The organism is Shewanella loihica PV-4 (genome assembly GCF_000016065.1).
Taxonomy (GTDB): Bacteria; Pseudomonadota; Gammaproteobacteria; order Enterobacterales; family Shewanellaceae; genus Shewanella; species Shewanella loihica.
Window position 1 is genome coordinate 4,326,686 of sequence record NC_009092.1, and the last position, 13,052, is coordinate 4,339,737.

A 13,052-nucleotide genomic window follows, 5' to 3' on the forward strand; every position below is an offset into this window, starting at 1 on the left:
CCATGGCCCCTATTGACTCAGGGGCCTTTTAGATCGACACTCGCCGAAAATTGACCCGCAGAATAGCCCAAGACGTCATCCCGCCCGTAAGCCCTCTGCACCAGACATAGTAAATTAGGACCACACCATGAATCTTGATGCTTGGGTAGCTATCGATCCCTTTCGTTGGCGCGAACTCGGCTGCGCCGTGCTCTGCGGCCTCATCATAGGCCTGGAACGCCAACTCAGGGGCAAACCCGTGGGGATACGTACCTCATCGCTGATCGTGCTGGGCACCTATATCTTCATCACCGCCTCCATGGCCGTGGCCACCTCGGTATCGGATCCCTCGCGCATCATAGGCCAGGTGGTCACCGGCATTGGCTTTCTGGGGGCAGGCGTCATGCTGGCCAAGGAAGGAGTAGTTGTGGGTGTGACCTCGGCGGCGGCAATCTGGGCGCTGGCGGCGATTGGCGTCTGCATCGCCGTGGTCGACCCCTTTGTGGGGATCAAGCTCTCCCTGCTGGTGGTCGCCATCCTCTATGGCGTCGATCTGCTGGAGGAATACTCCTCGCTGTTCACCCGCGGGGTACACACCAAGTATCGCAACTGGCGCCGTAACGGCTATTGATCCATAAGGTGGGGCGCCTCGGCGCGCGCCAGACACCACACCTGCACCTGGATGTAGCGCACCTCGAACAGCTTGGCGATCTCCTTGGCCGTGGTGCCGGTAGTCACCACATCGTCGATCAGCGCGACACGCTGAAAATCGAACTCGTCACTTAAACGAAAGGCGCCGGCGAGATTGCGCCGTCGCTGCTTACCCGTCAGCCCCGCCTGGGGCGGCGTATCGCTGAGCCGCTCAAGGGCATCGGGTAGCACAGGCAACTCGAGGGCCCGGCCAAGCTCATGGGCGATAACAAAGGCCTGATTAAAGCCTCGCTCACGCAGTCGATGTGGATGCAAGGGCACGGGCAACAAGGCCTGAGGCAGGCTGATAACCTCCGCTTCAGCCAGCAACCGAATACGCCTCACCAGGGCCTGCACCAAGGGAGTCAGACCGGCGAGCTGTCCCTGATACTTGATAGCCGCCACAGTCTCCCCCAGCCCCTGATGATAACTGGCAGGCGCCACCACCTTGAGGGGCTGGCTCGTCATGCAGCCGCCGCAATAGGCGGTCTGCTGAGGCATAGCTCGGCCACAGCCTAGACAAGTCGGCGATGAATAGAGCCCGGCATCGAGGCAAGTGAGACAGATGCCTCGCTGTGGCAAGACCACCCTTTGATGGCAGATCATACAGCGATTGGGTAGACTAGCCGCCAGCAGTCGCCGCAGTTGCACAAGCCACTGCCAGCGCGATAAATGCAGATGAGTTCTATCCATTTAACTAACCTTACGATCCAGAGGCATCTTAGTGAGTCAGCAATCCTTGCATATTGAAACTATAGGCCAAGGCCGCCCCATCGTCCTGCTGCACGGCTGGGGGGTGAATAGCGCCGTCTTTACCCCCTTGCATCACACGCTCAAAGATCATCAACTCCTGTTAGTCGACCTGCCCGGCTTCGGCGATAGCCCGGCCATAGAGGGAGACCTGGATGCTTGGGTCGATCATCTCATGGAACAGTTGCCAGAGCGGGCTATCTGGGCCGGTTGGTCACTAGGGGGACTGGTCGCCACCCGCGCCGCCCTGCGCTATCCAGAGCGCATCAATGCCCTGCTGACCATAGCCTCCTCCCCTTGCTTCATGGCGCGGGATAACGAGGGCTGGCCGGGGATTCCACCACAAATTCTGGGGCAGTTTGGCGATCAGCTGGAGAAAGATCTCGGCAAGATGATAGAGCGTTTCCTGGCCATCCAGGCCATGGGAAGCGAAACCGCCAAGCAGGATATCAAGCAGCTCAGGGACTTGGTGATGGCCAAGCCGCTGCCGGATGCAGACGCGCTACGCGCCGGCTTGCAGATGCTTAAGGAGGTGGACCTCAGAGACCAGCTCAATGAGATACGCGTGCCCTGGCTCAGGGTGTGGGGAAGGTTGGACGGTCTGGTGTCACGCCGGGTACAGCCGCTGATGCCGGTTTGCGAGTCACGCTTTGTGGATTTCGTGCTGCCTAAGGCCTCCCATGCGCCCTTCTTCTCCCACAGGGATGCCTTTGTTCAAGGGGTCGAGGCCTGGCTGCAGACGCTTAAAGAATAATCACTTTAATTTATAACACTTTTTGGTTATTATTTAGGCAATACGCTGGGAGTTTTCTATGTTAGTGGTGACCAACTATCCGCAAGTGCCTATCGCGACGACCAACGCCGCGACCGATAGCGCGCGGGTAGAGAGTCAGCAACGCCCACCTATCATACCTGCGCCTCAGCTCGCCAAGAGCAACGAAGAGCGCCCCTTCAATCCTCAGAATGAGCGCGCGGCGGATCAGGCCAACATTCAGGCAAAACTCAATGAGAAGGTGCAGGCCAAGCAGCAAGGTCAAGGCCAGCATCAGCAGGAAGGTCAGCAACAACAGCAACAGGCGAAACAAGGCGCAGCCGCCATCATAAGGCCGCTGATGATGAAGCCTGCGCTGGCGCGCCGCGACATACGTAGCGCGCAGACTGAGACGCCAAGAGAGCCTCAGAAACCTAAGACCCGCTTAGAGAACCAGGCCAGCAGCTTCTATCAGAGCGTGTCGGCCCACATCGCCAGCTTCTACCAGACTCAGACCCTCCCCAAGGGAGAGCCCGAGCTATCCACCTTTATCTGATCGACGCTTCATCCGACGACGTGTTCAATGCCGTGCTCTGCTGCGGCGTCTGATACAGCTGTTGCTGGTAAGCCATGCTACCCCACAGCGCCCACGACAAGGCGGTCTGCTTCATCTCATCGCTCTGCGCCTTATGGGTGAGAGTATTGCTGGCAAAGTCATAAGCGTAGCCGGTCGGCTCACGCTCTGGCTGCAGGATCACCACATCGTCACCACGCAGATAGGCCATGTTCTTGTCGTACTGCATCAGGGCGCGACCCGGCCAGTCGTCATCCATCTTGGTCAGATCCCGTCCCAGCATAGGGTAGCTACCCGAGACGCCCATCAGGGACAACAGGGTCGGTGCTAGGTCTATCTGGCTGGCGACACGTTGATCCATCTTGGGGGTGATGCCATCGCCTATGATGATCGCCGGGATGCGGAACTGCTCCACAGGTACCAGAGAGGCACCGCCTACGCGGCTCTCATGGTCGGCCACCACCACAAATAGTGTGTCTTTCCAGTAGCTGGACGCTTTGGCAAGCTTAAAGAACTCACCCACGGCATAATCGGCGTACTTGGCCGTGTTATTACGGGTCTGCTTAGGCTGATCGTAGAGCTCGATACGGTCATCGGGGAACTCGAACGGCTCATGGTTAGAGGAGCTGAACACTAGGCTAAAGAAAGGCTTACCCTCTTTATGGAACTGCTCAAACTCGTTATTGGCCCGCTTGAGCAGATCTTCGTCCGACACGCCCCAAGAACCGACGAACACAGGATCTTTATAGTCGTTCTGATCCACGATATCGCTAAAGCCGTTGCCCAGGAAGAAGCTGCGCATGTTGTCAAAATGGCTCTCGCCGCCATAGATAAACTGGGTCTCATAGCCGTTCATCTTCAGCAGATCGGCGATGGTGAAGAAGTCGGTCTGACTCTTACCTAGCTTGACCACAGAACGTGCCGGGGTCGGCGTAAAGCCGGTGGTAACCGCCTCGATGCCGCGCACCGAACGGGTACCCGTGGCGTACAGACGATTGAAGGCCCAGCCCTCTTGCGCCAAGGCATCGATATTAGGCGTCAGCGGCAGGCCGCCAAGGTAACCAGTAAATCTCGCCCCCAGGCTCTCCTGCAGGATGATCACCAGGTTCTTGGGCTTGCCCTGGAAGCTGGCCTGGTTATAGGTCACGCTCGGCAGAGACTCAGAGGTGAAGGCACTTAGCGGGCGGCCACTGTCTTTACGTATGTTGTCTATAATCTGGCTCTTCTCCAGCTTGCCATACACCTTAGAGGCATTGGCTTCCGCCGCCATCTGATCTATGGCAAACACCAGCGAATAGGAGGAGTTCACCACCAGAGAGTTCACCAGCGGATCGTCGGCGAAGGCCACCATGGCAGGATTAAGTGGTCTGTGACCCAGGCTAGAACGCGCCCCCATCAGGGTCACGGCGATAACCAGTAGGCCAATGGCCGGACGCCAGAACCAGCGCGGATAGACCACCTCTTTCAGTAAGCGCCCACTCAGGCGCCAGCCGCCCCACAGACTCAGGGTGCTGACGATAAGCCCGAGGAAGATCTCTCCCTTACGACTGGTCCACAGCATGGAGAGCACCTCTTTGGGGTAGATGAGGTATTCGATATAGAGACGATTCGGTCTCAGGCCATATTCATCGATAAACGAGGGAGTCGATAGCTCGAGGAAGATCATCAACCAGAGACCCAGTGTCAGCCAGACTCTCAGTACCGACTTCCAGCCACGGCCGACGATGTGGTCGCCACCAAAGATGGTGGTGCCCAGGGCGGCGATGCCCCATAACCAACACAGGGTGGCAAAGTCGACCCTCAGTCCCTGAAGCAGCAGGTGTGGCCAACCATCCACGGCGGCGACCCTATCGGCCTGCCAGATGCCCAAGCCGATACGGCTCAGCATCGTGATGGCCAGGGCTATCAGGCCAAAGTAGACAATGGCCCGCATTGGCCCATGTTTCTTGTGGGACGTCGTCATGGTTTCCTCAATCAAAATCGCTATCGCTTAATGGGTACGAGCATGTTCGCTCGGCAATGTGCCATTTTGACATAAAAGTCAGTAAAAAGTTCGAAAAGTGTAACAGTTAAATAAGACGTGAATTATCAGCTAAATAGTGGATTTCCGCGCTTTTTACCCACAAGAAGCCCCAATAATCTATTAAAAAATCGAATAGTAACTATCTTTCGATCTCCCCCCTCCCTGGGTAGGATAGCGTCAGAAGAGCCAACAACATCATTTAAAACAATCAGATAATAGATGGTTCTCGGCTCTGCGCCGCATAAAGACGATACGCCCAGGGCTCGAAATTGAGTTGCTCATGGCCACCGACCCAGAACAGTGTCTGCCAACAAGCCTTAGGGCCTCGCAAATACATAAAAATAACAACTGGTTATTTTCTAACAGCTTACACACGACAATTCATACGGTTACCCATGCATTCATATCAGAGATTCACGCCGGAGGTGCCCCATGGCTGACTACCTCATTAGCTATAGCTTCGAGTCACCCACGCCGCTAAGCGGCCGTCCCGGCACCAAGGCAAACAAGACACGCCTGGAAAATACCCTCAGTGCCAGCGTGATAGTCAATGCCCGCGGCCTGACGCTCGCCAAGCAGAAGGTGATTGCCAGGGGTAAACAAAATGGCGTCAGGCGGCTCAAGATACTCTCTGCCGAACTCCTGCTCTAGCTGGAGTGCCAGCGACCAAGCAAATCTGTGTGGAATCTAGGCATAAAAAAGGCCGCAAATGCGGCCTTTAAAAACGGTAAAGCGAGACTACTTCTTCAGTTTGGCGAAGGCATCGGCAAAGGCGTTACCCATGGCCGCGTTGGCCGGCGCCTTAGGCTGCTTATACTGGCCCTTAGCCTGGCTCTTGCCCTGTGGGCTTTTACCTTGATGTCCCTTGCCTTGGCCCGCTTTCGCCTGGCCCTTGCCGCCTTGGTGAGACATTTGCTTCTCGCCCGGCTTCTCGTCCAGACGCATGGTCAGGCTGATACGCTTACGCTCGGCGTCGACCTCCATCACCTTGACCTTAACCACGTCGCCCGCCTTCACCACTGTGTGGGGATCGCTGACAAACTTGTCGGTGAGCGACGAGATATGCACCAGGCCATCCTGATGCACGCCGATATCGACGAAGGCGCCGAAGTTGGTGACATTGGTCACCACGCCCTCTAAGATCATCTCCACCTTAAGATCTTTGATCTCCTCAACCCCTTCCTTAAACACGGCAGTCTTAAACTCGCCGCGGGGATCACGACCCGGCTTATCCAGCTCGCTGAGAATATCTTCTATGGTCGGCAGACCAAACTCCTCGGTCACGAACGCCTTGGCATCGATCTGCTTAAGCAGATCTGTGTTGCCTATCAGGGCATCCACCGCCTGCTGCTGCGCCTTGGCGATAGACTCAACCAAGGCATAGGTCTCTGGGTGTACCGCGCTGGCATCCAGCGGGTTGTCACCCTCACGAATACGCAGGAAACCGGCCGCCTGCTCGAATGCCTTGGGGCCGAGACGCGGCACCTTAAGCAGTTGTTTACGCGAGGTAAACTGACCATTCTGGTCGCGATATTCGACGATATTGCGTGCCAGCGTCTTGTTCAGGCCAGCCACCTGAGTCAGCAGCGGCATGGAGGCCATGTTGAGATCCACACCCACGCCGTTTACACAGTCTTCCACCACAGCCTCGAGGGATTGTGACAGCTGACTCTGACTCACGTCATGCTGATACTGACCCACGCCGATAGACTTAGGTTCGATCTTCACCAGCTCCGCCAGCGGATCCTGCAGGCGACGGGCGATAGAGACGGCGCCGCGAATCGAGACGTCCAGCTCGGGGAACTCCTCCGCCGCCAGCTCAGAGGCGGAATAGACGGAGGCGCCCGCCTCGCTCACCATGATCTTGGTGAGTGTCGGCAGCTCGCTCTTCAACTCGGCAATCAGCTCGCCCGCCAGCTTGTCGGTCTCACGTGAGGCGGTGCCATTGCCAATGGCGATCAGCTCCACCTTATGCATCTTCACTAAATTCGCCAGGGTACGGATCGACTTGTCCCACTGGTTTTGCGGTGCATGGGGGAAGATGGTGGTGTGAGCCATCAACTTGCCCGTGTTGTTGACTATGGCCACCTTGACGCCAGTTCTCAGGCCTGGGTCCAGGCCCAGCGTCGCCTTGGCACCGGCAGGCGCCGCCATCAGCAGATCGCCCAGGTTGCGGGCGAAGACATTGATCGCCTCTGTCTCGGCACGCTCGCGCAGCTTGGCGATAAACTCAGTCTCCATCTGCAGCGCGATCTTGATGCGCCAGGTAGAGGTGACCACCAGCTTAAGCCACTGATCCACGGCGGAATCACTCAGCTTGAGGTTAAAGTGATCGGCAATAATCACCTCGCAGTAACTGCCTGACTTGGCCTCGCTATCCGGGTCCGCATTCATACTCAGGCTCAACACGCCCTCGTTGCGACCACGCAACATGGCCAGGGCACGGTGCGAAGGCACATTCATCAGCTTCTCGCTGTGCTCGAAATAGTCTCTGAACTTGGCACCCTCTTTCTCCTTACCCTTCACCACATGGCTCTCGAGCACGGCGATCTGGGTCAGGTGTTGGCGCACCTTCTGCAGCAGCTCGGCGTCTTCGGCGAAACGTTCCATCAGGATGAAGCGCGCGCCATCGAGCACCGCCTTCACCTCATCTAAACCCGCCTCGGCATTGAGGTACTCGCTCGCCAGCGCCTCGATATCTGCCTGACGATCACTGAGCAAACGATCCACCAGGGGCTCGATACCGGCCTCGATGGCGATCTGTCCCTTGGTACGACGCTTAGGCTTGTAGGGCAGATAGAGATCTTCCAGGCGCGTCTTGCTGTCGGCCTGATCTATGGCGGCCTGCAGCTCGGCGGTCAGCTTACCCTGGGCCTGAATGCTGGAGAGGATCACCTGACGGCGATCGTTGAGTTCGCGCAGATAGCCCAGACGGCTATACAGAGTGCGCAGTTGGGTATCGTCTAAACCACCTGTGACCTCTTTACGATAACGCGCCACGAAGGGAACCGTCGCGCCGTCATCCAATAGAGTGATAGTTGCCGTCACTTGCTGCTCACGAACATTAAGTTCCTGAGCGATGATTTTTGCAATATTTTGCATAGATTACGTCGTGCCCAAATAGAGAGTTAAGTGCCGCCAAAGATAACACAGCCCAGGGCCAAGTTGTACGCCCTATCTGTCGCAACCCTAGATAAAGCAGGGTAAATTAGGCGACACGTCTCTCAGTTTAGCCGCGTTTTTCGCATAACTCCTGCCAGCGGCGAGTTGCCTCTGGCTGACCGTTACGATAGCCGATGTAACAGTTGAGCTTCTGGGTGGTATCGCTCTGGAATGACTCCTCGATAGGCGCCGGTACCTCAATAAGATGCAGGCCGCCGCTGGCGATACAGCCACACAGGGTATCGACAAACTCGCCATCGTACCGGCACAGATGTCCCCTGCCACCATAGGCCTGAATCAACAACTTAGGATCGAATCCCTCATGGTTACAGGCGTAGATGGGCGCATCACCCGCCTTACCCAGATGGAAGATGTTGTTGCGCATGTAGACGATAATCAGGTTGGCGCCTTGCTTCTGCAGGTTGATCAACTCGTTCGCCTGGAAGTTGAAGCCACCGTCACCGGTGATCACCACCACGGGCTGGGCGCTGCCCTGCTCGGCGAGCTGATCTACCACGGCTCTGGCATAAGGCAGGCTGGTGCCCATGGCCGCATACCAAGGATTAGCCAGATAGCTGCGGCCGATATCGCTACCCAGTGTGGTCAGCTCGAAGCTGGCAAACAGCGAATTACCCACCTCGGGCACGAAGATGAAGGGGCTCTCGCAGGCCTGCTGCGCTGCGTTGATGCATGCCGCCAGATGGTGATAACCCAGCTCGGCATCGCTGGCGTTCAGAGACGTTGACGCCAAGTTAGATTCGATATCAAGGCTCAGATCCACGGGCGCCGCCTTGATATTAGGCTGCTCGCTCAGCAGCTCCATCACGGCGGCGATATCCGCCTCCCACTGGGCCGTGCCTTTTAGCATGGTCTTGTTGCCATGATTGTCGATGGCGTGGGTCTGGCTGCTAAAGGCATTATTGGTGTCTGAAGGGAAAATCGCCGTACCCAGCTCGAGCACATAGTCGGCCGCAGACTCGATATACTCCTGAGATGGCAAGCGGCTGAATACACCATTGTAGCTACCCAGGCAAAGTGGCTTCGACTCATCCAGCATCCCCTTACCAAACCAGGTGGTAGCATAGGGCAGCTTGTTGTGTTCACAGAAACTTAAAATCTTCGCCAGCAGCGGTGCATTGAGTCTGAGCTTCTCGCCGAGAAATACCAGCGGCGCCTTGGCACGCTGCAGCTGTGTGCTGATCTGGCTAGCGATCAGCTCGGCGCCGCTCAGATTAAGCGCCTGCGGCCTTAACTCACTCGGGCAAGTCGGCAGGCTCAGGGCCTGGGTGGGCTGATAGATAAGATCCCGTGGCACCTCGATATACACGGGCTGACGATTGACATAGGCATGGGTGAGCAGCTGTAGAAACTGCTCCGCCGCCACGTTAGGCTGACCGCTGTGTCGCTGGCCCTGCAAACGCTCGGCGCGCAGGCCCAGCGCCTTGAAAGCGTTGAGCGCCGCATCGAGATCTGTATGCCAGGCCGTATGGGGATGTACGCTGTGGTGCAGCGCCTGACTGTTTATCTCCGCCTCGCCGGGCGCGCCCGAGATAAACACCACGGGCAGGCCTTCGGTGCGCGCCAGGGCCGCCGCCGAGGTGCAGGGCAAGCTACCGACAGTATAAGTGGTCATGCAGACCCCGAGAGGGTTCAGCTCGGCCTGGGCGCAGGCACTGAAACCTGCGTGCATCTCGTTGCTCGAGGGCAATACCGCCACCCGTTTATCCAGGGTGTTGATCAGGTTAGCAACGAAGTCGCCGCCGACACCATAAACACGTTTCACACCGAAGAAGGCCAGCAGCTCGGCAATGCTATCGCCAAGCAGCGGTAGATGGGCGGCGTAGTCGGCGCCAAAGTTAGATTCGATCGATACAGACACGTTAGACTCTCGGGTTGTCCAAAAATGTCTGTAGCCTAGGGGCTGTGGCGCATCTGCGCCTTGATCGAGATCATCAAGACTTAGCGCGCAGTACTATGCCAAGGGCGAACCACAGTGACAAGATATCGTTACAGGGCTCATATTAGGCAGATATTGATTTGTTTATCAGAGCATTAACTGAGGCTGGAGGCGTTAGCCCAGGCTTACACCCGGGCTGAAATCGTGAAGGCAGGCTTAGTCCTCGAACGCCCTATATTGGATCTTGTTGACGTACCACTCCTTCTTACCGGCGGGGGTGTTGACCACCACTTCGTCGTCCACCTGCTTGCCGATCAGCGCCCTCGCCATGGGCGAGTCTATGGTGATATAACCGAGCTTGGTATCCAGCTCATCCTTGCCGACGATACGATAGCGCACTATCTTGCCCGTCTCATCCTCCAGCTCGACCCAGGCGCCGAAGAACACCTTGCCCTCCTGCTGGGGCGAGTAATCGACTATTTGCAGATCTTCCACCCGCTTCACCAGATAGCGCACCCGGCTGTCTATCTGACGTAGCAGACGCTTGTTATAGGTGTAGTCGGCGTTCTCGCTACGGTCGCCCTGGGCCGCCGCCTCCTGCACCTTCTTGGTGATCTCGGGGCGGTACTCTTTCCATAAATACTTAAGCTCTCTGTCGAGCGCTTGCCACCCTTCGCGGGTGATCAACATGGCTTTCATCTTTCTCTCGTCACGACTCAACAAGATGCCAGGCGACCGCCCGCGCATCGAATGATTTTCGGCTGATAATAACCAGCGCAGCCGCTGAAAAACAATAGCCCAGTGGCACGACCTTGGCGAGGCGATAAGCCAAGCCATCCCCCAACCACTCGCCAACTGGCGGTTTCAATTTGGTTACAATTTCCCAGTGGAAAGTTAAAAATCATATAATTTCAATTGGTATCAGTATGTTACGATTGTTTTATTTCTAACACTGTGAAAAATCGCCGCAACTCTGAATGAAATCTCGCTAGGCTTTTAAATAGCAAAGCGGCTATATTAAGCAGGCACATAAGATTAATATTGAAATTCAGCCAGTTGAGCGGTAAACCTCGAGCCGATCGCACTGAAATAAGGGATAGAGAGCATGGGACAAGAAACCTCTAAAATTCTCGTTGTCGATGATGATATGCGCCTAAGAGCCCTGCTAGAGCGTTACCTGATGGAACAGGGTTACCAGGTCAGGAGCGCCGCCAATGCCGAGCAGATGGACAGGCTGCTGGAGCGGGAAAACTTCCACCTGCTGGTGCTGGATCTTATGCTGCCTGGCGAGGATGGCCTCTCTATCTGTCGTCGCCTGCGCCAAAATGGCAATACGATTCCCATAGTTATGCTGACCGCCAAGGGTGACGAGGTGGACCGCATCATAGGCCTGGAGCTGGGCGCCGACGATTACCTGCCCAAGCCTTTCAACCCCAGAGAACTCCTGGCTCGCATCAAGGCGGTCATGCGTCGTCAGGCCCCAGAGGTCCCAGGCGCGCCGACACAGCAGGAAGAGGAGATCACCTTCGGTGAATTTACCCTTAACCTGGCCACCCGCGAGATGTACCACGGCGAAGAGGCAATATCCCTTACCAGCGGCGAATTTGCCGTGCTCAAGGTGTTGGTGAGTCACCCCAGAGAACCGCTGTCGCGGGATAAGTTGATGAACCTGGCCCGCGGCCGTGACTATTCGGCGCTGGAGCGCTCCATCGACGTACAGGTATCGCGCCTGCGTCGCCTGATCGAGAAAGATGCCGCCAACCCAAGATATATCCAGACCGTTTGGGGCCTGGGCTATGTGTTTGTGCCCGACGGTGCCGCGCGGCGTTAGCCCTGGCCATCGTCCCCAATAATGAGCTGGTTTAAACGCTTTCTTCCCCGCAGCGCCTTCAGTCAGACAGTACTGCTGATAGGCTCGCTGCTGCTGGTCAATCAGCTGGTCTCCTATCTCTCGGTGGCTGTGTACTTTATTCAGCCCACCTACCAGCAGATCAACCAGCTGATCGCCCGCCAGGTAAACCTGCTGTTCGTCGACGGCGTAGATGTCGGCCGCGAACACCTCTCCATGGTCGATGCCCTCAACGCCAAGGTGCGCGACGACAGCATGGAGATCTACAACCTTAAGGATGCCCGCGAGGCTGGGGTCGATCGCGCCGCCTACTACAGCCTGCTATCGGCGCAGATGTCGGAGCATCTGGGCGGCAAGGCCGAGGTGCGCATCGCCCAGGGCAAAGAGTTCGAGATCTGGATCCGCCCGCCACAGGCGCCATCGGTATGGATTAAGGTACCTCTGACCGGCTTCAACGAATTTGGGCTCTCGCCCCTGACTCTCTATCTCATGGTGATCGGTGCCCTGAGTGTCGCCGGTGGTTGGTGGTTTGCCCGCAAGCAGAACAAACCGCTCAAGCGCCTGCAGAAGGCGGCGATCTCCGTCTCCCGGGGCGATTATCCCGCGCCCCTGCCCCCCAGTGGCTCCACAGAGATCATCGAGGTGACCAACGCCTTTAACCAGATGTCCCGCAGCATGCAGCAGCTGGAGCAGGACAGGGCCCTGTTGATGGCGGGGATCTCCCACGATCTGCGCACGCCGCTGACCCGCATCCGTCTCGCCTCCGAGATGATGGTGGAAGAAGATGAGTACCTCAAAGAGGGCATAGTGCATGACATCGAGGATATGGACGCCATCATCAACCAGTTTATCGCCTACATACGTCAGGATCAGGAGGCCAACCGCGAACTGGTGCAGATAAACGATCTGCTGCAGGATATCGCCCAGGCCGAAACCAACCGCGACGGCGAGATAGTGCTAGCGCTAAACGAGTGCCCCGAGATCCCCATGCAGGCGGTGGCGGTCAAACGCATCATCAGCAACCTGGTAGAGAATGCCTTCCGCTACGGCAACGGCTGGGTGCAACTGAGTTCCAGTTTCGACGGTCGCCGGGTTGGCTTCGGCGTGGAAGACAACGGTCCAGGCATCCCAAGCGATCAGATCCCCAAGCTGTTCCAGCCCTTTACCCAAGGTGATAGCGCCCGCGGCAGCGTCGGCTCAGGCCTGGGCCTGGCGATCATCAAGCGAATCGTCGACCGTCATCAGGGCCAGGTAGTACTCACCAACCGCCCCGAAGGCGGCCTGCATGCCCAGGTATGGCTGCCGCTGGAATAGCTGCCTCTCGGCCCCTCCTCTAAACCCTGGCAATAGCTCACCCTCTTCTCATACTCAGACGTC

Annotated in this window: 11 protein-coding genes; 6 read left to right on the top strand and 5 right to left on the bottom strand. The window is 57.1% G+C overall.

Features of this window, described 5'->3' with window-relative positions:
* Window positions 1-127 precede the first annotated feature (127 nt).
* Window positions 128-610 (top strand): MgtC/SapB family protein, encoded by a 483-nt coding sequence (locus SHEW_RS18800; RefSeq protein ID WP_011867422.1) that lies wholly within the window; start codon window positions 128-130, stop codon window positions 608-610.
* Here the strand turns inward: SHEW_RS18800 and SHEW_RS18805 are convergent.
* Window positions 604-1,362 carry a ComFC family protein gene (locus tag SHEW_RS18805; RefSeq protein WP_011867423.1) on the bottom strand — a complete coding sequence of 253 codons (759 nt, stop codon included), beginning with the start codon at window positions 1,360-1,362 and terminating at the stop codon, window positions 604-606. The two genes, SHEW_RS18800 and SHEW_RS18805, sit on opposite strands and share 7 nt — an antisense overlap.
* Before the next feature lie 31 nt (window positions 1,363-1,393).
* Between SHEW_RS18805 and bioH the strand changes: the two genes are divergently transcribed.
* The gene (bioH, locus tag SHEW_RS18810) at window positions 1,394-2,173 is read left to right on the top strand and encodes a pimeloyl-ACP methyl ester esterase BioH (protein ID WP_011867424.1); all 780 of its coding nucleotides are present in this window, start codon (window positions 1,394-1,396) and stop codon (window positions 2,171-2,173) included.
* A gap of 58 nt (window positions 2,174-2,231) precedes the next feature.
* Complete coding sequence (locus SHEW_RS18815; RefSeq protein WP_011867425.1) at window positions 2,232-2,726, top strand: hypothetical protein; 495 nt, start codon at window positions 2,232-2,234, stop codon at window positions 2,724-2,726.
* Here the strand turns inward: SHEW_RS18815 and SHEW_RS18820 are convergent.
* The gene (locus SHEW_RS18820; RefSeq protein WP_011867426.1) at window positions 2,719-4,707 is read right to left on the bottom strand and encodes an LTA synthase family protein; all 1,989 of its coding nucleotides are present in this window, start codon (window positions 4,705-4,707) and stop codon (window positions 2,719-2,721) included. The two genes, SHEW_RS18815 and SHEW_RS18820, sit on opposite strands and share 8 nt — an antisense overlap.
* A gap of 492 nt (window positions 4,708-5,199) precedes the next feature.
* Between SHEW_RS18820 and SHEW_RS18825 the strand changes: the two genes are divergently transcribed.
* Window positions 5,200-5,418: a hypothetical protein gene (locus SHEW_RS18825; protein ID WP_011867427.1), complete on the top strand. Its 219-nt coding sequence runs from the start codon at window positions 5,200-5,202 to the stop codon at window positions 5,416-5,418.
* Window positions 5,419-5,505: 87 nt separating this feature from the next.
* Here SHEW_RS18825 and SHEW_RS18830 read toward each other — a convergent pair whose 3' ends face one another.
* The 3 genes from SHEW_RS18830 to greB all read right to left on the bottom strand — a co-directional run bounded on the left by SHEW_RS18830 (window position 5,506) and on the right by greB (window position 10,525).
* The gene (locus SHEW_RS18830; protein ID WP_011867428.1) at window positions 5,506-7,869 is read right to left on the bottom strand and encodes a Tex family protein; all 2,364 of its coding nucleotides are present in this window, start codon (window positions 7,867-7,869) and stop codon (window positions 5,506-5,508) included.
* Between the two features lie 127 nt (window positions 7,870-7,996).
* Window positions 7,997-9,808 (bottom strand): thiamine pyrophosphate-binding protein, encoded by a 1,812-nt coding sequence (locus SHEW_RS18835; protein ID WP_011867429.1) that lies wholly within the window; start codon window positions 9,806-9,808, stop codon window positions 7,997-7,999.
* A 234-nt stretch (window positions 9,809-10,042) separates the two neighbouring features.
* The gene (greB, locus tag SHEW_RS18840; protein ID WP_011867430.1) at window positions 10,043-10,525 is read right to left on the bottom strand and encodes a transcription elongation factor GreB; all 483 of its coding nucleotides are present in this window, start codon (window positions 10,523-10,525) and stop codon (window positions 10,043-10,045) included.
* Between the two features lie 406 nt (window positions 10,526-10,931).
* Between greB and ompR the strand changes: the two genes are divergently transcribed.
* Complete coding sequence (ompR, locus tag SHEW_RS18845) at window positions 10,932-11,657, top strand: osmolarity response regulator transcription factor OmpR (RefSeq protein ID WP_011867431.1); 726 nt, start codon at window positions 10,932-10,934, stop codon at window positions 11,655-11,657.
* A 21-nt stretch (window positions 11,658-11,678) separates the two neighbouring features.
* Entirely contained in the window at window positions 11,679-12,989 is a 1,311-nt protein-coding gene (gene envZ, locus SHEW_RS18850; protein ID WP_011867432.1) for a two-component system sensor histidine kinase EnvZ, read from the top strand.
* Window positions 12,990-13,052: the final 63 nt, after the last annotated feature.